At 45.2% G+C, this 26375-nt stretch carries 21 protein-coding genes and 1 pseudogene; 12 read left to right on the top strand and 10 right to left on the bottom strand.

From position 1 onward, the window contains the following. Positions 1 to 74: 74 nt before the first annotated feature. The 3 genes and pseudogenes from RIE73_RS26125 to truB form a co-directional block, all read left to right on the top strand. Complete coding sequence (locus RIE73_RS26125; RefSeq protein ID WP_446403953.1) at positions 75 to 2438, top strand: adenylate/guanylate cyclase domain-containing protein; 2364 nt, start codon at positions 75 to 77, stop codon at positions 2436 to 2438. A gap of 258 nt (positions 2439 to 2696) precedes the next feature. Continuing rightward, positions 2697 to 4331, top strand: coding sequence for an alpha/beta hydrolase (locus tag RIE73_RS26120; RefSeq protein WP_446403965.1), 1635 nt, complete (start codon positions 2697 to 2699; stop codon positions 4329 to 4331). Between the two features lie 580 nt (positions 4332 to 4911). Then, positions 4912 to 5082: pseudogene (gene truB / locus RIE73_RS26115) on the top strand (tRNA pseudouridine(55) synthase TruB); the annotation flags it as partial. Between the two features lie 184 nt (positions 5083 to 5266). Here the strand turns inward: truB and ppk1 are convergent. Beyond that, positions 5267 to 7414, bottom strand: coding sequence for a polyphosphate kinase 1 (gene ppk1, locus RIE73_RS26110; protein WP_446403952.1), 2148 nt, complete (start codon positions 7412 to 7414; stop codon positions 5267 to 5269). Positions 7415 to 7672: 258 nt separating this feature from the next. Here ppk1 and RIE73_RS26105 point away from each other — a divergent pair, with 258 nt between their 5' ends. Further along, on the top strand, positions 7673 to 8314 hold the full coding sequence (locus RIE73_RS26105) for a hypothetical protein (protein ID WP_446403951.1): 642 nt from the start codon (positions 7673 to 7675) through the stop codon (positions 8312 to 8314). 30 nt (positions 8315 to 8344) lie between these two features. Here RIE73_RS26105 and RIE73_RS26100 read toward each other — a convergent pair whose 3' ends face one another. Further along, the gene (locus tag RIE73_RS26100; RefSeq protein WP_446403950.1) at positions 8345 to 8521 is read right to left on the bottom strand and encodes a hypothetical protein; all 177 of its coding nucleotides are present in this window, start codon (positions 8519 to 8521) and stop codon (positions 8345 to 8347) included. A 145-nt stretch (positions 8522 to 8666) separates the two neighbouring features. Between RIE73_RS26100 and RIE73_RS26095 the strand changes: the two genes are divergently transcribed. After that, on the top strand, positions 8667 to 9125 hold the full coding sequence (locus RIE73_RS26095) for an MgtC/SapB family protein (protein ID WP_446403949.1): 459 nt from the start codon (positions 8667 to 8669) through the stop codon (positions 9123 to 9125). Positions 9126 to 9261: 136 nt separating this feature from the next. Continuing rightward, on the top strand, positions 9262 to 9906 hold the full coding sequence (locus tag RIE73_RS26090; RefSeq protein WP_446403948.1) for a CAP domain-containing protein: 645 nt from the start codon (positions 9262 to 9264) through the stop codon (positions 9904 to 9906). A gap of 93 nt (positions 9907 to 9999) precedes the next feature. Here RIE73_RS26090 and RIE73_RS26085 read toward each other — a convergent pair whose 3' ends face one another. Then, positions 10000 to 10914 (bottom strand): hypothetical protein, encoded by a 915-nt coding sequence (locus RIE73_RS26085; RefSeq protein WP_446403947.1) that lies wholly within the window; start codon positions 10912 to 10914, stop codon positions 10000 to 10002. A gap of 292 nt (positions 10915 to 11206) precedes the next feature. Between RIE73_RS26085 and RIE73_RS26080 the strand changes: the two genes are divergently transcribed. Both RIE73_RS26080 and RIE73_RS26075 read left to right on the top strand, forming a co-directional pair. Continuing rightward, positions 11207 to 12034 carry a hypothetical protein gene (locus RIE73_RS26080; protein WP_446403946.1) on the top strand — a complete coding sequence of 276 codons (828 nt, stop codon included), beginning with the start codon at positions 11207 to 11209 and terminating at the stop codon, positions 12032 to 12034. Between the two features lie 134 nt (positions 12035 to 12168). Then, positions 12169 to 12924, top strand: a complete 756-nt coding sequence (locus RIE73_RS26075) for a histidine kinase (RefSeq protein ID WP_446403945.1) — start codon at positions 12169 to 12171, stop codon at positions 12922 to 12924. Positions 12925 to 13009: 85 nt separating this feature from the next. Here the strand turns inward: RIE73_RS26075 and RIE73_RS26070 are convergent, their stop codons facing one another. The 5 genes from RIE73_RS26070 to RIE73_RS26050 form a co-directional block, all read right to left on the bottom strand. Continuing rightward, a complete protein-coding gene (locus RIE73_RS26070; protein ID WP_446403944.1) occupies positions 13010 to 13750 on the bottom strand; it encodes a PEP-CTERM sorting domain-containing protein in 741 nt (246 codons plus the stop codon). 274 nt (positions 13751 to 14024) lie between these two features. Further along, the gene (locus RIE73_RS26065; RefSeq protein WP_446403943.1) at positions 14025 to 15143 is read right to left on the bottom strand and encodes an alpha-hydroxy acid oxidase; all 1119 of its coding nucleotides are present in this window, start codon (positions 15141 to 15143) and stop codon (positions 14025 to 14027) included. Between the two features lie 275 nt (positions 15144 to 15418). Continuing rightward, entirely contained in the window at positions 15419 to 17245 is a 1827-nt protein-coding gene (locus RIE73_RS26060; RefSeq protein WP_446403942.1) for a protein kinase domain-containing protein, read from the bottom strand. 121 nt (positions 17246 to 17366) lie between these two features. Then, a complete protein-coding gene (locus RIE73_RS26055; RefSeq protein WP_446403964.1) occupies positions 17367 to 17810 on the bottom strand; it encodes an aspartyl protease in 444 nt (147 codons plus the stop codon). Positions 17811 to 18171: 361 nt separating this feature from the next. Continuing rightward, complete coding sequence (locus tag RIE73_RS26050; protein ID WP_446403941.1) at positions 18172 to 18570, bottom strand: DoxX family protein; 399 nt, start codon at positions 18568 to 18570, stop codon at positions 18172 to 18174. Positions 18571 to 18968: 398 nt separating this feature from the next. Here RIE73_RS26050 and RIE73_RS26045 point away from each other — a divergent pair, with 398 nt between their 5' ends. After that, positions 18969 to 19685, top strand: coding sequence for a response regulator transcription factor (locus RIE73_RS26045; RefSeq protein ID WP_446403940.1), 717 nt, complete (start codon positions 18969 to 18971; stop codon positions 19683 to 19685). 350 nt (positions 19686 to 20035) lie between these two features. Beyond that, on the top strand, positions 20036 to 20302 hold the full coding sequence (locus RIE73_RS26040) for a Precorrin-3B methylase (RefSeq protein WP_446403939.1): 267 nt from the start codon (positions 20036 to 20038) through the stop codon (positions 20300 to 20302). 82 nt (positions 20303 to 20384) lie between these two features. Here the strand turns inward: RIE73_RS26040 and RIE73_RS26035 are convergent, their stop codons facing one another. Further along, positions 20385 to 20717 (bottom strand): leucine-rich repeat domain-containing protein, encoded by a 333-nt coding sequence (locus RIE73_RS26035; protein WP_446403938.1) that lies wholly within the window; start codon positions 20715 to 20717, stop codon positions 20385 to 20387. A 678-nt stretch (positions 20718 to 21395) separates the two neighbouring features. On the opposite strand from RIE73_RS26035, the gene RIE73_RS26030 reads away from it, so the two are divergent. Together RIE73_RS26030 and RIE73_RS26025 are read left to right on the top strand one after the other, a co-directional pair. Next, positions 21396 to 24581 carry a DEAD/DEAH box helicase gene (locus RIE73_RS26030; RefSeq protein ID WP_446403937.1) on the top strand — a complete coding sequence of 1062 codons (3186 nt, stop codon included), beginning with the start codon at positions 21396 to 21398 and terminating at the stop codon, positions 24579 to 24581. Positions 24582 to 24768: 187 nt separating this feature from the next. Next, a complete protein-coding gene (locus tag RIE73_RS26025) occupies positions 24769 to 25608 on the top strand; it encodes an SWIM zinc finger family protein (protein WP_446403936.1) in 840 nt (279 codons plus the stop codon). 376 nt (positions 25609 to 25984) lie between these two features. Here the strand turns inward: RIE73_RS26025 and RIE73_RS26020 are convergent. Continuing rightward, on the bottom strand, positions 25985 to 26375 hold a 391-nt coding region (locus RIE73_RS26020; RefSeq protein ID WP_446403935.1), incomplete at its 5' end, for a hypothetical protein.

Genomic DNA, 26375 nt, shown 5'->3' with positions numbered 1-26375 from the left:
CCTGTAGATTCCTCCGTGAGTTGGCATTGACTTGATTAAATCGATGCATTTAGCCCTCCCAAACTCTAAACCTTATGAAACGCTCCGTCATCCTTCTCTGTGTCGTTGCCATCATTAGTACCAATCTTGGTTTTTTCTATCTGGCATCGGGTTATCTTACTGAAGAATTTTATCCCCTCCAGAAACTCCTCTGGCTGATGTTAAGCTTGGTAAGTCTGAGTTTAATTTTGGCACTCCCGATCGCCTTAGGATTAGTTAAGGCTTTTTTCAATAGTCAAGATGATGCTCAAGAGGAGTGGTTTAGTCAAGTTCCAGCATCGCTCTCATTTCAGGATAACCTGAACCGGAAACAATTTGGCGATCGCACCCCTGCAAGCATCGCGGCTCAACTCGCCACGAATCAAGCTCTAACCACCAATAAAGATAACACCCGCCCCCTTTTCAGCCAGATCATTAACCCACAGCCCCCATTTCGCGATCGCCTCCAGAACCTCATTGATGATTTGTCGGATCAAGACCTGGATTTTCTTTCACAGGAGTCAAATACTACTCCTTCAATGTTGATGGCAAAGGTTCAGCGTGTTGCCAATTTTACTGATACCCTTTTCGATCCTCTCACCTTAAAGCCCAACCCGCCGCAACGTCTCAATTCATCAGTGAATCTACATTCCATCACTCAAGACGTGTTAGAGCTTTGTCAACCTTTAATTCGCCCAAAAAATTTACAATTACGCAACTCCATCGCTGCCGATTTCCCCCCCTTTAATGCTGATGCTAATCAATTGCAGCAAATCTTGTATAACTTAATCATTGACATGATTAAGTTTACCGAACAAGGCGCGATCGACATTTCCGCCACGATTACCCCTGAGCAATTACAACTGACTGTTGCTGATATCGGCATCAATATTCCCGCCGAGCAATTACTGGAGAATGCCTATAGTGCCACAATCCAACAGTACAGCAGTACCGCCTTAGGATTAATCGTGACTCGGCGTCTGGTCGAACTCAATGGCGGTCAACTCCGGGTTGAATCAATCGGCAATCAGGGTTCCCGCTTTATTTTGACGCTACCCATTTCTGACAATCAACAAATCCCCTTAGCCGCGTCTGACAAAAAGCCTCTGTCTCTAGTAAAATACACCAATAAAATAGCTGCTGAATTTAAACCCTCCTCTGTTTTAATCCAGTCATTCAAGATTTTAATCGTAGCCAATAAAACTGTCAATTGCCAAGCCCTAATCAAACCATTTTTAAATTCTCCAGATTACCTGATAAAACGGGTCGCGAATGGCAAGCAAGTTTTAGCCGAAATCGAAAAAGGCTTTCAGCCTGACTTGCTGATTGTGGATGCCGTAATATCTCCCGTGAATGGCTATGACCTTTGCCAAACTATTCGCCGTTTTTTCTCAGCCAATGAATTGCCGATTATTCTCGTTGACGATAAAGAAAAGCAGCCAGACTGGCAAAAAATACAAAGCTACCAGATCAATGATTATTGGACTAAACCCATTGATCCAAATGAGATGTTTGCCCGAATTAATCCTTATCTACAACTGACCCAAATCAATGCCAACTGCAACCGCTTCATTCCGTCGAAATTACTCAATATTTTAGGCTATACCAACCTCAGTGAGGCTCAATTGGGGGATTGCGTTGAACGGGATATGACGATTATGTTTGCCGATATTCGTTCATTTACTACCTTGTCGGAGAAGATGTCGCCCCAGGAAAATTTTGATTTTATCAATAATTATTTTAAGAAAGTCGTTCCCACTATCCGTCAGCACAATGGTTTTGTGGATAAGTACATCGGCGATGCGATCATGGCAGTCTTTCCCGAAAAAGCTGAAGAAGCCTTAGATGCGGCGATTGAAATGCAAAAACAGATTGCCATCTACAACGGGAAGCAGCAAGAAAACGGAACCCTACCGATTTCAGTGGGCATGGGACTCCATAATGGTAGTCTAATGCTAGGTACCATTGGAGAAGAACAACGGATGGAGGCAACAGTCATTTCTGATGCTGTGAATCTGGCATCCCGCTTGGAAGGATTGACGAAGATTTTTGGCGCGTCGATTATCTTTAGTGAAAAGTTTTTGCTGAGTCTGGATAATCCGTTAAGCTATAATTACCGTTTTTTAGGGAAAGTTCCGGTCAAAGGCAGAAAAAAAGCGGTCTCCGTCTTTGAAGCCTTTGATGGGGAACCCCTAACGTCGGTTAATCTGAAAATTAAGCATCGAGGCAAGTTTGAGTTGGGGATTCATCTTTTTTATAGCCGAAAATTTGCTGAAGGCTATAAAATATTTAAAGAAATTTGCCGAGAAAATAATCAGGATAAAACCGCTCTCTTCTACATGAAGCGTTGCCGCAAGTTCCACAAGCTTTGGAAGTGGGGGCAATGGGATGATTTTAATAGCAAGAGATATCAAGTTTAAAGTATGAAAAGTAAGACAGAAGGCGGTTTGAAGGTAGAAGGGATAGAAGCGGCAGAAGGAAAGGAGCAAGGTGGTAAGGTGGAAGCAAATGATAATAACAATTTAGACTCAGATATTGCACCTGACCAGAACGATTGGAAATCGTGGAACCAGACGAAACCAAGTCTGCCTGGGCGGACGAACAGAAAATTAAGGGTTTGGCAACCCGCGAAGGCGGGTTTGGTTTGTGTAGCTGCGGTTTCAACCGCCCTATTGAAAATGGTGGTGATGGCGACTCCGGTTCAGAGTGCGACGAAAATTTATATTCCTTACGGTCCGTTAGAATTTTCTCTGCCGATCGCAGCCCTGGAAGTTTACGCCACTGAGGGTAAAATTGAGCCAGAGTTGGCGTTTTATGCCAGTTATGTGGAACCGCAACAGTTAGAACGGTTGCGGCAGGTTTTAGTCACGCCCATCGATGTGAGTCCAGTCGCGATCGCACAATTTCTCTATTCGCCTCAAGGGGAAGCCATCTTGGAACGGTTGGGGGAAGTGATTCAAACCAAAGCCGGTCAAGAGGGATTTTATGCGATTCGGGCGGCATTAATCAAAGCGGCGGCTGAACCGGGGGGGCTAACCTTATTAAATGTGCTGCGGGAGTTTCCCACCTATGGGATACGGATTAACTCTGCCCGGAGTTTTGAGATCATTGAGGAACTATCTCGGTTAAGTCGGCAAACCCAACAAGCGATCGCGGGGGTGAATCAGGAGGCGATGGCGGAAGTTCAAGCCCAGATCGAGTCCCAGTTTCCCCAAATGCTACCCGACTTTTCCGAATTACCCGACTTACGCGAACCCGGACCCATTGCCTATTCTCAACAAACCCTGACATTGGCTGATCCCAGTCGCGGACGCCGATTTCCGGTGGATTTGTATTTACCGTCTGCGATATCGGCTGGGGAAGGACTAACTCCCCTGATTGTAATTTCCCACGGACTCGGTTCTGATCGGATGACGTTTGAATATTTAGCCCAACACTTGGCGTCTTATGGGTTTGCTGTAGCCCTACCGGAACATCCTGGCAGTAATGCCGAACAATTACAAGCCCTGAGTCGAGGACTAGCTAGTGAGGTGACGCCACCGTCAGAGTTCATTGACCGTCCCTTGGATATTACCTTTTTGCTGGATCAACTGGAACAATCCTATCAAGGACAGTTAGATCTGGATCATGTTGGCGTATTGGGTCAATCCTTTGGCGGTTACACAACCTTGGCGCTAGCGGGTGCTGAACTTAATTTTGAGCGATTGCAGGATGTTTGCGGGGAGTCAGAGGATTCCTTAAATGTATCACTGCTACTGCAATGTCGGGCATTAGAGTTACCCCTGGCGGACTATGACTTTCGTGATCGACGGATTCAAGCCGCGATCGCGATTAATCCGGTGGGGAGTGCTATCTTTGGCGAATCGGAGTTTGCTCAGATTCAAATCCCCCTGATGCTGATTTCGGGAAGTAGTGATACTGTAGCACCCGCCCTCCCGGAACAGATTCAACCCTTTACTTGGTTAACCACACCGAATAAGTATTTGGCGTTGCTGAATAAAGGGACTCACTTCTCTAACCTCGGTATCTCGACAACGGCGGTAGAATTGCCACCAGAGGTGATGGGTCCTGATCCCGCGATCGGGCGTGCCTATACCCAGGCGCTGAGTGTTGCCTTTTTTGAAGTTTATATTGCGGGTCAATCGGAATACCAGCGTTATCTGAATGCGGCTTATGCCCAATTCCTCAGTCAAGACGCCATGCCGTTGAGTTTAGTGGAATCTTTAACCCAAAATCAGCTTTCTGAACAGACGAATGAACTGAGGAACGTCTCACCTTCACCACAGCTACAACATTTAATCCCGTTTCCGTAAACTTATGTTTCATATTTTTGTAGTTTTTAAACAAATGTAAAAGACTCTATCAAGGGGTTGCCTATCTCAGAGAACGTGCTAAATTGAATATAAAGCTAAATAACTTCTGGCGACAGATAAAACAGCTTAGTCTACAATTATTGAATGAAGTTAGGAGGAAGAAAAAACCTGTCTCATTTAATATCTGTCTCATCAGAAGATAGCAACAAACACCATAACAGCAGCAACATTCATCGAGAACGTTGATAGTTCCTCAAATAGAATCTAGGAAGCTGCGTTACTGAATAATTGATTTATCAGTACCACTTCAAGTTTCATTGCCCAAAGGAGGAAATCACTCAGCTAGTATTGCTTGAGTGTTGTTGCTGTTTATCGCAACACTGATTTCACGGATTTATATAAACGGTAGGGGTGGAGTGGGAGAGGTTAGTCGCACTGATTTCACAGAGGTGTTAGTGGTGGGGGGCAAAGGATGATTAGATTGTTGGGGAGATTATTAAGTTCTCTGTGACAATCTGTGTTATTCACGATTGAGTCTTCTGGAGAATGTTATTGCTATCTGGGTAATCTGTGTTGACGAATGCAAGGATTTCTGAATTTAAACAAACCCACAGGATTCACGTCTCACGACTGCGTGGCGAAAGTGCGGCGTCTGCTGCGGCTGAAACGAGTCGGACATGGGGGAACCTTAGATCCATTGGCGACGGGAGTTTTGCCGATCGCACTAGGTAAAGCCACCCGTTTGTTACAGCCTAGACTCCGCACTTCAATTTGAAGTACAAAAGACTACATACCGGATCAAGGCAAAAAATACAGGGTCTTTCAGAAATCTAAATCCTCTTTCACAAGATTGTTGATTCTTGTAATTTAAAAGCATTTCTGCCGAATCAAGGATGTCTGCTTAAGTTGACACCAATGCAAGGAGCCTACGATGTCTACCCCCTTCCCGCCGCCTCCTTCGCTGATTCCTTTGCCATCTCCATAAAAATCTTTTGAGCGCATTGCTCTTTCGCATCCTCCGGTTGACGTTGGATATAACGCCCATCGGGTTGCAATTCCCACGCTTGGCGATTATCTGCCATCATAATCGCTAAAATTTCTTGCAAATCTTTGATAATTTCTGGATCTTCTACAGGTGTAATCGCCTCAACTCGCCGATCTAAATTGCGACGCATCCAGTCAGCGCTGCCAATATAAACTTCTTCATCCCCCTGATTATAGAAGTAATAAATCCGCGAATGTTCTAAAAAGCGACCGACAATACTAATCACCCGAATATTATCGCTAACACCGACGACACCAGGACGCAAACAGCAAATTCCTCGGACAATTAAATCAATTTGTACGCCCGCTTGGGAGGCTTCGTAGAGAGTAGCGATAATCTTCGGATCGACCAACGAATTCATTTTGGCAACAATCCGCCCGGTGTTTCCTTGGCGACAATGCTCAATTTCCCGCCGAATCATCCCTGTCATGCGATCGCGTAAATTCACGGGGGCGACTAATAACTTGCGATAGGAGCGCTGGCGAGAGTATCCCGTCAGAAAATTAAATAAATCGGTTAAATCTGCCCCTAAATCCTCACGACAGCTTAGGAGTCCTAAATCCGTGTAAATTCTGGCTGTTTTCGGGTTATAGTTTCCCGTGCCAATGTGAACATAGCGGCGAATCTGCTTCTCTTCTTGACGCACCACCAGTACGATTTTGGTATGGGTTTTTAACTTAATAATCCCATACACTACATGAACCCCAGCTTGTTCTAACTTACGCGCCCAGAGAATATTATTCTCTTCATCAAAACGGGCTTTCAATTCCACCAAAACGGCGACCTGCTTGCCATTTTCGGCGGCTTTAATCAAAGCGTTGACAATCGGAGAGTCGCCAGAGGTGCGATAGAGTGTCATTTTAATCGCCAGTACATCCGGGTCATCCGCCGCCTGGGTAATAAATCGCTGGACGGTACCACTAAAGGAATGGTAGGGATGGTGGACAAATAAATCCCGTTTGCGAATAATGCTAAAGAAGTCATCTCCATCTTCCTCCCCAGAGAGCGATCGCAACTCGACGGGCATAACGGGTGTCCAGGGGGTGTCTTTGAGTTCTGGTAGGGGTAATCCTATAAACGACATCAAGTCCCCTAGTCCCAATAAACCATCAATTTCGTAGACATCACTGTCCTGGAGTCCCATCTCCCGCATCAGCGTTTCCCGCAAATTTTCGGGTACAGTCGCATGAATTTCCATGCGGACGGCGGAACCCCCCAGGCGTCGCTTCCGCAGTCCTTCTTCAATTGCCAAGAGGAGGTCATCTGCTTCATCTTCCTCGACGGCTAAGTCGGCATTGCGAGTAATCCGAAACGGGTGATATTCTTGGATATTCATCCCTGGAAACAGAAACTCTAAATTATGGGCAATTACCTGTTCTAGGGGAACGCCCATCCAGAGGGCAGGTTTTCCCTTTTGCCGTTCTCGTAACGGTTCGGGAAGGGTGACAAACCGAGGTAAGACTTTAGGCACTTTCACCCGGGCAAAAAATTCCTCACCTTTATCGGGGTCTTTCACCACCACAGCTAGATTCAGACTCAAGTTGGAAATATAGGGGAAGGGGTGGCTAGGGTCAACCGCCAGGGGCGTCAGAACCGGAAAAATTTGCTCCTCAAAGTAGTTTTGCAAATACGTCCGCTGTTCGGAGTTCAAATCCATGTAATCCAGCAGGTAGATCCCCTGTTGTGACAATGCGGGTCGCAAAACTTGTTCAAAATGGTCATGTTGTTCCTTGACCATGGGGAGTAACCGCTGATTAATCCCATCCAATTGATCGCCCGGTGTGCGACCATCGGCAGTTAGGGATGTCACCCCCGCCTCCAACTGCTGCTTCAACCCCGCCACCCGAACCATAAAGAATTCATCCAGGTTAGAACTAAAGATCGCCAGAAACTTCAAGCGTTCCAGCAATGGGGTTCGGGAATCGAGGGCTTCATGCAAGACGCGATCGTTAAATTCTAACCAACTGAGTTCCCGGTTGAAGTAGTATTTAGGGTCTCTCAGACTAACCTCGGTCGTTGTCTTCGATTTCTTAGCCATGATGATTAGGGAAACGGCGCACCATCCGTTTACTTTTTCTGGCGCGGGTAGAATGTCTGTCAGTTTAAATACTATAACTAAACTGCACTTTGGTTAACCTGGCGCTTTAGCAGATGTTGCCTGCTGCTGTCTGCCTCCTACCTTCTGGCACTAGGTTGGGTAACTTCCCAGCAAAAATCGCGATCGCACTTCCTTTTCCGGTAAACTCGAATGTTGCCGATGCCAGCCGCTTGAACCCCAATCTACGGAGAAATAACCTTGGCGATAGAATTGCGATCCTATGTCTATATCGATAGCTTACAGCCGCAGCACGCGGCATATATGGGGACAGTGGCGCTAGGATTCTTGCCATTACCTGGAGATACGTCGCTCTGGATTGAAATCTCACCCGGTATTGAAATTAACCGGATTACCGATGTGGCGCTAAAATCAACCTCGGTACGTCCCGCCGTGCAGATGGTGGAACGACTCTATGGGGTTCTGGAAGTCCATGCGAACAAACAGGGAGAAACCAGGGCGGCGGGGAAAGCGATTCTAGCCACCCTAGGCGTCGGTGAACGAGAACGGCTTAAACCCCGCGTTGTCTCTAGCCAGATTATTCGCAATATTGACCCCCACCAAACTCAACTGATTAATCGCACCCGACGGGGACAGATGATTTTGGCAGGACAAACTTTGTATGTTTTAGAAGTCGCACCCGCCGCTTATGCGGCTTTGGCGGCGAATGAAGCCGAGAAAGCCGCCTCGATTAATATCCTGCAAATTTCTGCCGTTGGCAGTTTTGGACGCCTCTATTTGGGGGGTGAAGAACGAGATATTTTGGCAGGTTCGCAGGCGGCGCTGACAGCACTGGAGAGCGTTCCTGGGCGAGAACATCCCGGCGCTGGGGGGAAAGAGTAGAGTAGGGGGTGCAGGGGCATTGGTGTCAACTTAAGCGCTAAGAGCAGGGGGAGCAGGGGAAGCTCTTGAAGTAGAGATACTTTCGCCTGCCAAGTTCGATTGAGAAATAGTGACGATGCGGATTTTTTCTTGGAGTATCCACTGTTTGAGAGTGGTTAGTTCTATAGTGCGGTTGTAGACGCGATCGCATTCCGGTGCTTCGGTCAAATCGTGGCGTTTTTCGGGTTTGGTACAAGTCGCTCTTGCTACTATATTAATAGGTCTTTATTCTACTCTCACTGGAGTTAATATCGACTTTGGCGATTCATCTTCAACTATACTCAAAAGAGTTAGTTGGGAAGGATGTCAATTGATGTCAAACATTTACGTACTTGCGCCAAATGATTGGTTAGGGATAGGACTTAGACTCGGTATGGCTTTGCTGGTCGGCGGAATTATCGGCTTTGAACGGGAAATTAAAGATAAACCTGCCGGATTTAGAACCCATATCCTAGTTAGCTTTGGTTCTGCATTCTTTGCCTTGATACCCATATTAATTGGTGTTGCTGAACAAAGCGCAGACGCACTTCCTCGCGTGATTCAAGGCATTATCGGTGGCATAGGATTTTTAGGTGCAGGAGTAATCGTACAAGAATCTCAGCCGCAGCGACAAGGATATAGAATTCGGGGACTGACTACGGCGGCGGCGGTTTGGGTGTCATCAGCGTTGGGCGTTGCGGCAGGGTGTGGGTTATGGGGTTTGAGTTTAATTTCTGCTCTATTTATTTTACTAATTTTGAGACTGTTTAAAAAAATTGAGCCGAGTAGCTAGTATAAAAAAATGTTAGCTGACTACAGACCCTGATTGAGCCAAACAGCAAGTGGATACATTTTTGTATTCCATCGGAAAAAGTGCTGTAAACTAAGATAAGTGCAATACATTTCGGATTGGACAAAGGAGATAATCGATGAGCAAGCTGAACAGCCAATCCAAACCTAGTAAAGCTTTGACAGGGTTTTTAACGCCACCACAGCAACTATTTACCTATTTGGCTGGGGCTGTATTCCTTAGTTTCCTCTTATCAAGTTGTACAGTTTTTTCCCTAGATACTTCACCACGCCCAACCCAAGAAGAGACACCGACTAGAGAGAGTCTTGCGGAAGGCGATAGCGCCGATTATGGTATCACTGTCCAATCCGATGCCATAGCACAATTGGAGGCAAAAATTCATCAGCGCATCAATGAAATTCGTCAGCAGCGTGGTCTCAATCAACTAAAAATTAACGATAATTTGGCGAAACTGGCTCGTAGTGATAGCCGTAAAATGGCACAAAGCAACTTTTTATCACCTCTGGGACTTCAAGGAGAACCTTTAGAAAAAAGGGCGCAAGCTGCGGGGTTTTCTTTTGAGCATATTGCTGAAAATTTTTCCTTTGATAAATTCTCCGATACTTCTCCTTCTGCGTCATCAATAGTACAAAAATGGATGGATGACGAGGGGCAACGCGAATCTATTTTGAATTCTGATTTCCACGAGACAGGTATAGGAATTTGGCGAGAAGATGATCGCTACTATATTTCGCAAATTTTTATGCAAAAAGACGATGAATAGATTTTAATATTATAGCAAACGCTATAGCGGTTAGGACACATCATTTAAGTAGTAGAGACGCGCCATGGCGCGTCTCTACTTAAAAATAAGGGATTAAAACATTCCGTCAAAGCCCCAAACTGATGAACCCATATTTTCATCATCTGTCCCTAAAATAATTCCTCCGGCTTTACCGGGTAGGAGTTCAATCGCTTCTACTTTGTGATAATTTAAGCGATAAATAGGAATCAGTGCTTGATTTTGACGAAATACAATGCGGTTATCCTGTAAACTCAAACCACCTGCTACGTAAACGGCAGACCGGAAGGGTCCATTGTTCCCGTTATCGGACGCTGAGGTAATGTAAACAATTCCAGCCGAATCAACCTTGAGATCAGAAATATGGCGAACATTACTCCCTGGAAACGGGACAGTTAACGGGGCTGAACCTTGAGGCGTAATCTCGTTGGTTTTCAAGTCCAAAACTCCCCAGTACAGGACTCCGGGTTCTTCCTGGTTACCTCGATGCGCCCAAACTGCGAGCAGCTTATCCTCAATTTGTTGCAAGGCAAATCCTTCTAAATTAGTTCCTTCCGGCAAATTGGGCAAATTAAATACATTTAAAACAGACACATTTTGATGATTGCCATTGAGCCGGAAATGATAGACTGTTCCCGAACTGGTTAATGCCATAAATGTGGGTGGCGATTGTCCAGGAACAGCCGTGAGTGCTTCTAAATCTACAGGTAAAGGTTGGTTTGACCAGTTGATCGGCAAATATTCAGGGGCTTGTTCGCCGATAACCGTGATTATCGCCAGACGCCCTTCCCCTACACCTTTATTGTCATGAACGATGAGAAACGAGGTGGAATCCTCTTGCTGTTCGAGGAATGCCATGCCACTAATCCCAAACAGGATACTACCACGTACCGGACGCCAGGGTTGTGCCTGAACGGGTTGGGCAAAGGGTGAAACTGTTAGGGTGACGCCTAATAGGAGGGTTAGAGCTAGGATGTTGAGTGCTTGCATTCCGATCATTATGGCAGAAATTAATCACCCGATCAATCTCCCCTGTGCCTACCCTGAAAAGGAATAACCGCTCAAGCTTCCGGAATACTCTGCAATTAGTCAGAGGGAGAAAGTCACTCTCCTGATAGATACAAAAAGGATTTTTTAGAGCGAATGTAGGTTAGTGCAATAAGTAAAACGCTATAACTAACGTTTTACGACAACCTCCATCTAACTAACCGTCAACGAGTTCGATGGTTGAGTTGGCTGCGATAACCAGCAGCAACTTTCGTTCTAGAAATAGGAATAATACATGTTGAATCAAGGAGACTCCGTCCCCTTATGGACTAAACGAACAGGGACTTACTTAGGCGCGATCGCATTCGCTCTAGCCGCTTTGCTGCTTCCTGGCTGCACGACGGGTAACGAGGAAATTCAGGAGGGAAAAACCAACGTCACCAGCGAAGATGTTGTTGAAAATACCGAAGATATCATCGGGAAAGAGGTCACAATTAGAAACATAGTCGAACAAAAAGTCGGAGATCTTGGCTATGTCGTACAGCCTGAGGAGTTGGGCGGCGAATCCATTCTGATCCTTAATGCGACACAAGCTCCCTTCCAGCTTCCAGAGGAGCAAGAGATGCCAATTCAAGTAACAGGTGAAGTCGTGCAATTGGTGATTGCCGATATCGAAACCGAATACGGTGTAGAGTTAGGTGACGAATATGTCGAGTATGAAGACAAACCCGCTATTATCGCTGAATCCCTCGCCTTGGCTCCGACTCCTCAAGACTTAGCGGAAGCGCCGACAGGCTATTTCGATAAAGTTATTGCTGTCGAAGGTGATGTTAGAGAGGTTTACTCTCCCAGTTCACTCTCTCTATTTGAAGATGGTTGGGTCGATGATATCGGCGTTTTAGTGATTGGTGTCAATCGCAATCTTAAAGCTGAGGATAGCGTTGTTCAAGACGGCGAAAGAGTCACCGTGACGGGTGTAGCGCGTCAGTTTGACCCGAAGCTGTTGCAGGATTCTGACCTCGGTTGGGACGCGGAAAAGATTAAGGAGTTTGGGTCTAGATATACAGACAGACCCGTTATCGTAGCCGAAGATATTTTTCCTTCTGCTGTCGATAATAAATAATAAGTTTGTCCGGAAGGATAAAGTGTGACATGAGTTTTTATACTTTTGCCTTCATCCGGATAGCTTTAGTCAAAACCAAAACAAAGGGCTGAATCAAGCCTAACCGTTGTTTAATTTATTCAAAGGAAACAGTAATGTTAGAAAAAGAAAAGTTTGTCCCCGAAACCCGTGACTACAAACGTGTTGTTGGTATTTTCCCCAAGCGCGGAGATCTGCAAGATACGATCCAAGCACTCAAAGATGCTGATTTTGATATGGAGAGAGTCTCTCTCCTAGCGCGGAATATCGAAGACGTTGAAGGCGCTAAAGAAATTACCGAAAGACAAGGGAATGAATCCAAAGAAGGAGCAGGTGTAGGCGCGACTACAGGTACTCTTCTTGGTGGTGTTGGTGGCTTCTTGATTGGCGTCGGTGTACTGGCGATTCCTGGTGTCGGTCCAATCCTCGCGGCTGGAACCGAGATAGGAGCGTTAGGTTCAACCTTAGCCGGAGCCGGAGTTGGTGCAGCAACAGGTGGTATTGTTGGTGCTTTGATTGGTCTGGGTATTCCGGAAGAAAAAGCCAAGGTGTACAATGAGCGCGTCAAAGCTGGCGACTATTTATTGATGGTCAGCGGCAGCGAGGAGAAAGTTGAACATGCTGCCTCAATTATGCGCGATCGCCATGCGGAAGAATTAGAAATTTTTGAGGCACCTGAGCAGGTTGAACATGAGCATGAAGAAGACGTTCACCTGAAAGAAGAACATGTAGAAACACATGTTGAACAAAAGCCTGTGTCAACGGTTAAGCAGCCGAATACAAATGAGCGAGAAGTTGTTGAAGCTCACGATCTAGAAGGCGATAAAGATCCGGACGTTGTTATTGTTGATAAGCGTAACAAAGTTCGATAAGTCGGCTCAGTAGTCTTACCACCCTAACCTTCAACCCCTTCCCTACCAAGGAAGGGGTGTCAGTCTCCCTATTGAGTGAGTTAACCTATTGTTTTGTCCGATTCCGCTGTCTTCTGGAATGCTCTCGCTTGAACAATGTACCAAATCCTAGAGCAGTGACTGAACCCAAGATAGTCAGAGGTTCAGGGACGGATTCCGTGTTAGCATCGGAGACATTAAAGGATTGGATACCAGGCGGTTGTGATGTATCCATAGGCAGGAGAGTTGCTGTTTGAGCAACATCAAAACTCATTTCGGCGGGCATCGATAAAGGCATACCAGGAACAGATACGCTCAACTGCTCACTCTCTCCCGATAGATAACAGGTTGCCGTTAGACACATCTCAATACTAGAGAAGTCGTAGCCATCGACAGTCACGATATCGTCATCCTGGTTGTATGACCAAGAAAACTTGGATAGTGGATTGCTTTTAGCCGCGTCACCATAAATAGACCCTTGACCACTAAAAGTTGCCAGAGAAATTTCTACGGGAAGATCTGAGAACAGTTCAGGCAAGTACTCATTCAAATAGCCGATGATCGGAAAGGTTAAATGTGAATCTTCTTCATCTTCAAGCCTACCTGCAAGGTTATCAATAATCACCTCCGCGTTTACTGTCCGTTCTATAGTCTCAGGCTCATTGAACAATGGCAAATCATCTGAAGAAACAGTTACATTGCCATGCACCTTCAGATTTGTCAACTGGGCTGCCTCAGCCGGATCGCGATTAACTGGGCTTACGGCAAGCACTGTAGCGCCAACTACAGCGATTGAAAACTTGTTCATGTCTACCTTCCTCTTTTGAGATGGCTGTATCGTAGTGATTCCCTGCCAATCTCTAGGACTGTCCCACCCTATGCCCTATTTTCAGAATAGATAGTTTGAGACCAGCAAAGAACGTAGGAGAGGCACTCTTAGGAGGTTCTCAACTTGTCGAGTTAGGAGAAACCTACCCAAAAATGTTTCTAATAATACAACAATTCAGATCAAATCTTTTTCCCGCTTCTTTGTAGTCTATACCAAAAACCGTTCCAACTCCAGAATTTATGATTAATTTGTATTAACCTGTCGCCTTAAAATCTAGCTTGAGTAAACTCTGATCAATATCCTCTACCTTGGCACAACCACTCAACGCCATTGCCACATCCAACTCATCCCGCAACAATTCCAAGACATGCTGCACACCAGCTTCTCCCGCCACGGCTAATCCCCACAACACCGGACGCCCCACCAGTACCGCTTTCGCGCCTAAGGCTAAGGCTTTGAGGATATCGGTGCCACGGCGAATCCCTCCATCCATGAGGATATCAACCTTATCGCCGACAGCCGCGACAACATCAGGAAGCGCATCAATTGACGCGATCGCACTATCCAATTGTCTACCGCCATGATTGGAGACAATTACCGCTTTTGCCCCATGTTCTACTGCCCGCAATGCATCATCACCGCGTAGAATTCCTTTAACAATAACGGGTAATTTTGTCAAGGACTGCAACCATTCCAAATCCCGCCAAGTCAAGCCAGGATCAAGCTGTTGGACAAAATAGGCAAATAAACCAGACTCGCCGACAATTTCCGGAATATCGCGATGGACTAAATTCGCCAACTGCATCCCCAGGGGTAAGGTAAACTGATTGCGTTTATCCTTTTCTCGACACCCTAAAACAGGCGCATCAACGGTGAGACAAATGGCGCTATATCCGGCGGCTTCCGCCCGTTCAACTAAGTCTTGAGTCAAAGCGCGATCGCGATGGACATAGAGTTGAAACCATAATGGAGAATGACTATCTGTCTGAGAGTCTGACTGCACCTGTTTGGATGTCAATGCTACCTCTTCTAACGGTTGAGTAGACATGGTACTCAATACCATCGCTGAACCCACATTCGCCGCTACCTTTGCTGTCGCGATTTCCCCCTCTGGATGTGCTAAACATTGAAATGCCGTCGGCGCAATTAGAATGGGTAGGGAGAGAGATTGCCCTAAAACCGTTGTACTTAAATCGCGCTGACTAACATTAACTAACATTCGGGGACATAGTTTGAATTTCTCAAACGCAGTCCGATTATCACGTAACGTTATTTCATCCCAAGCGCCACTGGCGTAATAATCCAGCGCCATGCGAGATAACTGCTGATGGGCTAATGATTCGTACTCGAAAAGATTGATGGGTTGAGTCATATTATCAGGGAACAGGTAGATGAGGGAGATTATGTAGGGGTTTGGTCTCCAAACCCCATTTCTTATGTAGGGGCGGGTTTCACGACTATCGTTTGAAATGGTGCGTTACGCTTTGCTAACGCACGATGGCGGACTGACACAGCTAAAATTGTGGAATAGATTTTACCGTTAAAATGGGCGCACGCCATGCGCCCCTACAATTCTAATCCACCAATTAAGGTGTGCCACGCCACTACACCCGCCCCGACTAAATGACGAATGACAAATGACAATTCTTACCAAACACGCCAAATTTTAATCGTTTTATCACAACTCCCACTCGCCAAGGTTTGTCCATCGGGACTAAATGCCACAACTTGAACGATGTCTGTATGTCCTTCGAGAGTACAACAGTCTTGTCCAGTTGCAACATCCCAAATTCTAATCATGTTATCACCCCCGCAACTGGCGAGGAGACGCCCATCGGGACTAAAGGCGAGGGAACGCACTTGGGGACAATTCCCTTGAATTAGGGCGGTTTGCGTCAGAGTGCGAATATCCCATAACCGAATCGTCGCGTCTGAACTGCCACTGGCTAGAATCATACTATCAGGACTAAACGCGATCGCATCAACGGAATTGATATGTCCGGCTAGAGTCCCCAGCCTTTGCCAATAGGGAACGTACCACAGTTTAATGGTTCGATAGCCACTCCCACTTGCCAAGATTTGTCCATCGGGACTAAAGGCGACACAATTAAATCCACTGGAACGACTGGATAAAACCTGTATCGTTTTCAACGTTTGACTCTGGCAAATCCGAATTTTGTTATCTCTACCGCAACTCGCCAAAAGACGTTTCTTGGGGTTAAATGCGACTGAATCTACGCCACCGTTATGACTTTTGAGACTAACTAATTGTTTCCCGGTTTGTACCTGCCATAATCTGAGGGTTTCATCTCGACTTCCACTGACTAGATATTTTCCATCCGGGCTAAACGCCAGACCGGTTATTTCTTTACTATGCTTCCCAGAAAACCAGCCCCCAAATGTACGAATTTCCCATGCCATACTCACTTGCCACAGTTTAATCGTTTTATCAACACTACCACTCGCCAGACTTTTTTTATCCGGGCTGAAGGTGATAGTAGAGATTCTCCCCGAATGACCCCGAATTGTATTGACCAGCGAAGCATTAACGTTTAGGGGTTGCGAGGGAATAGTTGGTTGAATCGTTACCTGACTGGTTCCCAAGTGATGGAAATCTTGGAGAACTTGCTCAACTGATTGATATCGCTGTTTCATCACCGGATCAATCATTTTGTCCAGCAGTTCAGCTAAGTCTTGACTGACGGGATTATTGACCAAATACTGTCGCCAGATAAACCCACTTTCTAGTGGTTCATATAAATCAAAGGGCTGCATCTGGGTTAACAAGTGAATGCAAGTAACGCCCAAACTATAGATATCGCTAGCAAAGACAGCTTTACCAAAGGTTTGTTCCGGTGCAGCATATCCAGCAGAACCAATGGTTGTCCCTGTTTTCGCTAATATTGTCCAGGTCGCATATTTTGCCGCGCCAAAGTCCACAAGAACTAATTTATTGTCGCGACGCCGCCGGATAATATTCTCCGGTTTAACATCTCGATGAATAACATTGCCTTGATGAACAAATTGCAGTACGGGGAGTAAGTCACTCAGCAGAGAGCGAACCTGTTTTTCGGAAAATGCGCCCATTTCTGCTAACTCTTGATTTAGATTCTGTCCATCAATAAATTCCTGGACAATGTACTGACAATTATTCTGTTCAAAATAGGCTAAGAATTCCGGGATTTGGGGATGGTTGCCTAATTCTTGTAAGCGTTCCGCTTCTTGATGAAATAATTGGGCAGCTTTGGGGGAATTGTTTTGTCCTTGGGGGTAAAATTGTTTGATGGCGCAGTAAGGTTTTGAGGGTTGGGATTCATCCTCGGCTAACAGGGTTCTACCCAATCCCCCAGCACCCAGAAGTCGCAGCGGACGATATCGTTCTGCTAGGATAAGTTTTGTGCCACAGGTTTGGCAGAAGTTTTGAGTGGTTGAGTTTTCAGGGTTTGGGCAGTTTGGATTAATACAGTAGCTCAAGGGTATAAAGGTTTGTCATTGGTCATTGGTCATTGGTCATTTGTCTAAGGTTTTAGATTTCCTAAGTAGGTTGGGTTGAGCGAAGTCGAAACCCAACTGATGTTCTCAAGCTTATAGATTCTTACAAAATTGTCAAATAGATATCTGTTGGACTGATGGGTAACGGCTTCAAGGTTTGATTTTGCACATCTATGTCTAACCCCAATGCTTCCAACGGTATCACACCCAAAAGCGCATCTGCACCACCAGGTAATTCCAAACACTCAAAGGTTCCTTCTCTACCCAATATAGAAAGAGTGGCATCTCGGAAAATTCGGGCTTTGCCGATACCCATGGCTGTCGCAACATCGACTTCTTTGAGAATTTTTAGTCCCAGTGAAGCAATTGCATCTGATGGCAAACACAAAGTCGTGGCTCTTTTATTTGCCAAGACATTTTTTAGAGTTATTGACCGAATTTTCTCTTCTGGTATCACCCCATCTTCTGCTAAAACTTGGTCAGTTCGGTTAGTAATTGTCAGTTTGGTGAAAACTTTTCCCATTGTGCTTTTGCTTTGAATTGGCATAATTACCTCCTTATCGGAGTCATTTTTTCTTAATTTTAACAGATATTGATGTGCGATCGCGGCTTGTTTATTAGCAGTTAATGACGAATACGCTGTCGTACATTTCAATTGGGTATTAGTAGCGATGAATTGGTAGTAATAGCGAGCAAGATGCTCGCACTCTAAGGAATTTGCCATTATTTTATTAAGGTTTAAATTCCCAACGACTTACATCTACTGGACTGACACAGCTAAAATTGTGGAATAGATTTGACGTTTAAACTGGGCGCAAGCCTTGCGCCCCTACAATTCTAATCCACCAAATAAGGTGTGTCACGCCACTACTTTCTATTCCCCAGTTTATTCTAATCAAAGAACCAATCTATTTCGCCGACTGCATAGAAGAGGAGTCGCTGTGCTGATCCAAACTAATCTCACCTGCACCAAATGCGACAACCATCAATAATCCCCCCATTAAGCCTAAATTCTTGAAAAAGGCATTTTCTTCTTCAGGAAACTGGGTGTGAAAAATCAAGGTGGCGGGAATTAAAAAGCCAATCAATAATAATGCTCCCCAACGAGCTTTATAGCCCAATAAAACCGAGAGTCCACCACCAACTAATACAATGATAGTCGGAACGAGAACGACACCCGCCAAAGGAATTCCGCTAGCAGCCATATACTCTTGAGTGCCAGCGAAACCGAATATTTTACTAATCCCCGATTTGATAAAAATAGCGGAGAGAAAAATCCGAGCGACTAAAGGGAGGTACTTTTGCATAGCGGTTCCTGTGTTGATGGATAACTGTTCTACCCTTTAGGGTACAAGGTTCTGGAAGTCTAGAGACGCCTAGCCTAAGCGTAGCAGTTACGGGAGTGCGATCGCGCTTTAGCTTCCAGGGTACGCTAAGATGCATTGCAATGCCTGATTCCCCGTTAGACACCAAAACCCTCGACATACCGTAGGGTGGGCATTGCCCACCAGCCCTAAGTCAGCACCATTCATCCTCAGATAAGTACTGGACATAAAATCTGTACCCTGTACCCAGAAATGCTAACAACCCTCAAACCCTTACTGTTGCCTGTTGCCTGTTGCCTGTTGCCTAATCTCAACCGTTAACTTTACTTTTATCCGACTACTTACCTGATTATTGGCAAACCTGATGTTCAAGATTGATAATGAGTAAAATTAGAGTCGTTTTAATTGAAGACCATGAACTCACTCGTATAGGCTTCCGAACCGCTTTACAAGAGAGTCATGAGATTGAATGGGTAGGTGAAGCTACCAATAGTGCTGATGGGTTAACGTTACTGGAAAGGATTCAACCAGATATTGGGATTGTTGACATTGGACTTCCTGACATGGATGGCATCGAGTTAACTCAACGTTTTCAAAGTATTAAAGCGAATCATCCCGATTGTTCGACAAAAATTTTAATCTTAACCTTACAGGAAAACGAAGAAGCAGTTATGGCAGCCTTGGCAGCCGGGGCGAGTTCCTATTGCATGAAGACAATTAACTTTGAGCAGCTATTAAATGCAATTAAACGGACTCATAGAGGCGATGTTTGGCTTGATCCCGGAATTGCTAAAATTGTTCTAAAACATAGCAGTTTAACTCAGACTCAACCTGAGATAGCACCCCCCCAAGAAACCGTACCGATTCAGGATTATATGAGCAAACCCAGTCAACTGATAGCGGCTTGTCCTTTAACTGAACAGGAGTTAGCTGTTTTGCAGTTCATTATTGAAGGATATGATAATGAGGTAATTGCTAAACGCTTAGATATTCCAGCGGGAACAGTTCAACACTATGTCCAGAATGTTTTGGATAAACTGCGTGGTGATGATCGCACGCAATCAGCAGTGCAGGCGTTTCGTTCTGGGTTGATGTAGTGTCAGAATCTGAACAGATGCTTCACTGCGTCGATAAAAAAACATTGAAATGCAAGGGTTTAAGCCTTTATCAGTTCAAAACTAGGCAAAATAGCGAGCGAGACGCTCGCACTACGGCGATTCTCTGAAAGCCTTTTACCTTTTGTCTCCCCCATCACAACACTTATATCAAGTTGCAGTCTAAGGTAGAATTTGTCATGCTGAGTGGAGTCCGGAGCGAAGCGGAGGAACGAAACGAAGCATCTTTTGACAGAGCTTTTCGGAGATGTCATGGTATTCAGCCCCCCAAGTAAGGGCAAACGCTTTCCGGCTAAAGGTTAGGATTGAGAGTAGTGCATTCTGATTAAAGTATGGCAAAGCAGAAACAACCCCTCACCGGAAAAGCACTAATCAAGGAAGTCTGTCGGCGGATTCGGGTTGCCCGTAGCTACTGGGATGCTCACAATAATGCTGCCTGTCGCCGAGAACGCGATCGCGCTTTAGCACTTTATAATACCCTGACCAAAGAACAAAAAGAACAGATCCCCCAAGTGTTGCGAGTGTGGCTTCGCTACCGCAGTGAAAAATACTTCGGCGCACACCGAACACCGCCCAAGTCGAAACGAAAGTCAAAATAATACCCTTGGGGATTTGGTTCTAGCTTGTTCTTCAAATATCGAACTCAGGTGACTTTTTATTTGTCAGATTGAAACAGGTTCTTTAGAGAGGACTAACATCTTTTATTTGGTTATCCGTCAGGAGAAGCACAGTTAGATTTGCAAGCCCAGAGAGAGGACTAACATCTTTTATTTGGTTACTGCGAAGGTCAAACCTAATGCGACTCGACAGATCAACTGAGGCTTGTTCACAATCACTTGTACCTGCTTGTGCCAAAAGAACCTCCACTGTTTTTTTAGCCTCATCTGACAAGCTCTCACGTAATAGACACCACTGCTTAAACGAACTGCCCAGCCTGGGTTCAGCCGCTTGAGTAATTTCACATCCCCACCCCCAGATACTTAAGAAGAGGGTGATTACACTAATCCATTTCATTAACTTAATATATTGAAGACAACAAACAGTTTAACATTGAGTTTCCATTAATTAAAATTCTAGGGAAGTCTAAACAGCTATTCTCTTAAGAGCCTCTCTGTGAATAATATCAATAATAGGGAAATCCTGGTAGTGCGAGCATCTTGCTCGCTACTCACTAATCAGATTGTATTGAGTTTTGTACATAGACCTCAAACCTTTACAACGAATAAATGATCCTCTCTACCGTTCACTTTAGTTCCTTAAGCCTAATAGCACTGACTTTAGAGTTTGTAGTCAGCGCTGTCTTCGCTTCTGGCACGCTTCGTGCTACTACGAAATCCGCTTAAGTCAACGACATTCGACTTAAAGCTGGTGGGTTTCGACTTCGCTCAACCCACGATGGCGGACTGACACAGCTAAAATTATGGAATAGATTTGACGTTTAACCCTGAATTTCGACAGGCTCAATTGCCGCGAAGTCGAAGGGTTAAACCGGGCGCACGCCATGCGCCCCTACAATGCTAATCCCCTAAATAAGGTGTGCCACGTCACTACGGGATATTAAAGGTTGCGGCGATTTCCTCATGCTGATTTCAGTGCCGTTATCCTTAATTCTGTTTATTGATAATACGGCTGCCAATTTGGTATCATTCCCTCAACCGTTACGCTTCAACCTAACCTAGTCAGCATCTCGTCATGAAAATTCTCCATGGCACCTGGATTCCCCAAACCTCTGACGCATTCATCCAAACGGGCGCGTTTTATCTGTGGGTGGAAACGGATACCCCTTCTCCCCAGAAAACTGCCCACAGCAATACGCATCCGGCTCAATTAACCCAAGCGGATTTAGCCAACCTTCTAGTGAATGAACTCGGCATTTCCCCAACCTCATCTAGCCCGATTCAGGATCAAATTACCCCCCAATACTTTATTCTGCCCACAACTCAAGGACAACCGCTGCCGTCACCGGAATTAAGCCGCTATCTGGAAATTGAATTGCCAGAATCTGTGGAGTGGCATATCTGGATAATTGATTGTTATCAGATTAGCCCAGTTCACCAAACATCTGGACGTAAATCTGGCGCAATCGCCCCCGTGATTAAATGCTTAAATGACCTGCATTTTATTGCCCTCTACAATCCCGCAGAACTGCAACTGGGGTCTGATTTACTCTTTTGGTATCACTACACCCAGTCCTTTAAACAAGTTATCCTCAAAGACCAATATATTCCAGCGATGAAATACAGGGAATTACCCCCACCCAAAAGCAAACGTAAACGTAGCGCCAAAACTCAGTTATTTGAACTTTATCCAGGTTGGCAAATTATATCGGATCACTATGAAGAGACGATTGACTATTATCAAGACTATATGCCCCTTGCCTGTGTATCCGGTCACGCCAGTCCCCCCGAACCTATCGAATTTTACGCCAAAGAAACGTTACTGCGGCATTTTTCTGAATGTTTGCTGACGGAGATTGTCACCAATACCCCAATCCCGGCTGTTTTGGATAAAAGAATTAATCATTCTCTGATTACCGATTGCCTCTATTCCTCACAAACTCCCCTAGCCCAAGCCCCTGAACGGGCATTAGATCTCTATAAACAATGGTCAAGTTGGAAACAACAAATTAGGGGAGGGTCTGATACCTCCACCTTCCATCTTTGTTTTCAATTAGAAGACCCAGGGGCGGAGTCTTCCGACTCCTGGCAGATTCAGTTTATTGTTGCCTCTAAAAAAGACCCCTCCCTGAAACTAGCAGTTGCCGACTATTGGACTTTGAGTAAAAAAAAGAAAGCCACGGTTTATCAACAATTTGGTCAAGAGTTCGAGAAAACCTTACTCCTAAATCTCGGTTATGCTGCCCGGATTTACCCGGAAATTTGGCGCGGCTTGGAAACCGACCAACCCATAGGGTTAAACCTTACCTTAGCGGAAGCATTCACCTTTCTCAAAGAACAAGCCTGGGTGCTAGAAGATGCCGGATATAAAGTGATTGTTCCCGCCTGGTGGACTCCCTCCGGGCGTCAACGTGCCAAGCTGCGCCTCAAGGCTTCCCCAAAAACCTCTCAGTCTACAAAAGCCGCGAGTAAGGGTTATTTTAATCTGGATACCATTATTCAATATCACTACCAACTCTCCATCGGCGGTCAAGTCGTCACCCCCCAGGAATGGCAGCAGTTGGTGGCGGCAAAAACGCCCTTAGTCCAGTTTCGAGGTCAGTGGATTGAACTCGATAAAAATAAGATGCAGCAAATGCTGGACTTTTGGCAATCCCACCAGGAAGAAACAGCGGAAATGACACTGCTGGAGTTACTCAAGAAAACCAGCGAAGCTGACACAGAGATAGAAGTCGAACATGATGCTATCTTAGGTCAAATGATGGCGTGCTTGAATAACCCCAGCCGACTGGAACCGATTGACAATCCCGCCCAATTACAAGGAACATTAAGGGAGTATCAAAAACGCGGTGTATCTTGGCTGCAATATTTAGAACAATTGGGACTCAATGGCTGTCTAGCCGATGATATGGGTTTGGGTAAGTCGATTCAGATTATTGCCCAGTTAGTCAAGGAACGCGAAACCGAGTCTTCGGTATCTCCTACCCTGTTAATTGCGCCAACCTCTGTGGTGGGGAATTGGCAAAAAGAGATTGAAAAATTTGCCCCGCATTTGCGTACCTTAGTGCATCATGGGAGTAACCGAATTAAAACGGAAAAGGAGTTTAAATCAGCTAGCCAAAGCCTTGACGTAATCATTACTTCATTCACCCTCGCCCGCAAAGACGAAAAACTGTTTAAAAGCGTCACCTGGCACCGTTTAGTTCTCGACGAAGCCCAAAACATTAAAAATCCCAAAGCCGCCCAAACCAAAGCCATTCTCAAATTACCCGCTTATCATCGTGTGGCGTTAACTGGAACCCCGATAGAAAACCGTTTATTAGACCTTTGGTCAATCTTCAACTTTCTCAATCCGGGCTATTTAGGCAAACAAGCCCAGTTTCGCAAAGCCTTTGAACTGCCGATTCAAAAAGACAATAACCGCCGACAATCGACGGTGTTAAAGCAGTTAGTTCAACCGTTGATTTTACGACGGGTGAAGACGGACAAACAGATTATTAAAGATTTACCGGATAAACTTGAACACAAACAGTATTGCCAGCTTACCCAAGAACAAGCCTCCTTATATGAAGCCGTGGTCAAAGATGTGGAGGCAAAACTGGAAGATGCTGAAGGAATAAACCGCAAAGGGTTGATTTTGTCAACCCTCCTGAAACTGAAACAAGTTTGTAATCATCCAGCCCAGTTTCTCCAAGATAACAGTGAATTCTCGCCCACGCGATCGCATAAATTAGAACGCCTGATCGAAATGATTGAGGAGGTGAATGCGGAAGGGGAAAGTTTGCTAATTTTCACCCAATTTACGGACATTGGTAGCGCCCTAACCAACTATCTGAAACAGACCTTGCATTACAACACTTATTATATTCATGGCGGCATCAGTCGGTCAAAGCGAGAGCAAATGATTACGGCATTTCAAGACCCCGACACTGAACCCTCGGCGTTTATTTTATCCCTGAAAGCTGGGGGTGTCGGCATCACCTTAACTAAAGCCAATCACGTTTTCCATTTTGACCGTTGGTGGAACCCCGCCGTCGAAGACCAAGCCACTGACCGCGCGTTCCGGATTGGTCAAAAGAAGAATGTTTTTGTGCATAAATTCGTGGCATTAGGTACGTTAGAAGAACGGATTGACCAGATGATTGAAGAGAAGAAAAAATTGTCGGGGGCGATTGTCGGGGCGGATGAGTCATGGTTAACGGAACTGGATAATGAACGGTTTAAACAGTTGATTGCGTTGAATAAAGCCGCTATTTTATAAAGTTAGGAGGGGGGATTTGAGTTAATTTTGGTGGGCAATACCCACGATGGCGTCGTGGCACACCTTAATTGGTGGAGTAGAATTGTAGGGGCGCAAGGCTTGCGCCCAATTCCACAGTCAAATCTATCCCACAATTTTAACTGTGTCAGCCCACTACAAGTGCTATTAAACTGAGGAGTTATGCAGAATGTCTAGATTTAGCCGAACCTGGTGGGGCAAACGCTTTATTGATGCCTTAGAATCCTTTACCGACTCCGGTAGACTGGGGCGAGGGCGTTCTTATGCCAGTGGGGGTAAGATTAAAGAGTATAAAATTATTCAGGGGAAAATAACCGCAAAAGTTAGGGGTTCAATTAATCCCTATTTTGGCGTTTATAAAGAACCATTATATACCACAACCATTGAAATAAAACCAATTTCAGCCGCATCTTGGTCAAAGGCGATCGCGAATTTGTCATCTAAGGCAAGTTTTGTCTCTAAACTACTCATGAATGAGATGCCAGATAATATTGAAGAGGCATTTGCCGATGTCAACCTTCAATTATTACCCAAAAGCCGTTCTGACTTTACCACCCATTGTTCCTGTCCCGACTGGTCAAATCCCTGTAAACATATCGCCGGGGTGTATTACTTAGTCGCCAACGAATTAGACGCCAACCCATTTTTACTCTTTGAACTCAGAGGGTTATCGCCAGAAAAGCTACAGCAAGAATTGGCGAAATCTCCATTAGGTCAGGTGTTATCCCAAGCCTTACAGGATCAGGAAGCCGCCATAGAACCCGCCCAATCTTACTATACCCAGCCCGAAAAAATGCCACCACCATCATCTGTGAATCAGAAGGAGTTCTGGTTAGGAGAGAAACGATTACCCTCAATGGTGGAGGTGGATACAACTGCTAATATTCCCGCCATTTTGATTAAAAAAGCCGGAGATATTCCTCCCTTTTGGCACAAGGATAGTTCATTTATTGAGGCAATGGAACAGGTGTATCAGCGAGTGCGGACTAAAAATAAAGAGAGCCTCTGAAAAATGGGGTGTTTTTCCAGATTTCCGATGAAATTATTGTCGTAGTAGTGCGAGCATCTTGCTCCCTATCCAATCAGCATCTTGCTCGCTATCTATTCCCAATTTAAAGGCGTCACTTATCAAATTTCAGTAAAAACACGAATGGGAATCGCGGCGCGGATGGGTTAGGCTCGATAAAGACCATCTGGAATGCTCTCTCACCCTACTGGATTGACACAGCTAAAATGATGGATTAGATGTCGATTTGATGGGCGCACGCCATGCGCCCCTACGGTTTCGGGGTTAAGCGGTTTGGATGGGACACTACCGTATTGTGTGGATTCGTGCTGAGGCAAAACTTAGATGATGTTGCCATCTATATTTAACACCTGCATTCCTAGAGGGGAAATACATTATTGTAAAAATGAATTCCGCCGTGGTAGCTATCAACGGCTTTTACAGCGTCAAACTGAACAGAGACAATATCACCAATAGTGTCGCTATCCGCATCGCAAAAAGGCTTAATAGATGACCAGTCACAATCATAAAGAGGCTCGTAGACATCCTTGTACATCGGCTCTCCAAGCTTTTGCCATTGGTCATACTGATCAATCTTAAAATCACATTCTGGATCACCATCGGGGGAGGTCGCTTTTACCTCAGCCCAGTAACTTAAATCCCAAACTTTTTTACCATCCTGTTTGTCCCACTGGTCAAAATCAACAAATTCTTTTTCCAGGCTAGAGATCTCCATTATCAAGTCTGGGTAACGATTTAAGCAGTCTTTT

This window comes from Coleofasciculus sp. C1-SOL-03 (genome assembly GCF_040220555.1).
Lineage (GTDB): Bacteria > Cyanobacteriota > Cyanobacteriia > Cyanobacteriales > Coleofasciculaceae > Coleofasciculus.
This window is presented reverse-complemented; position numbering and strand designations above follow the sequence as displayed.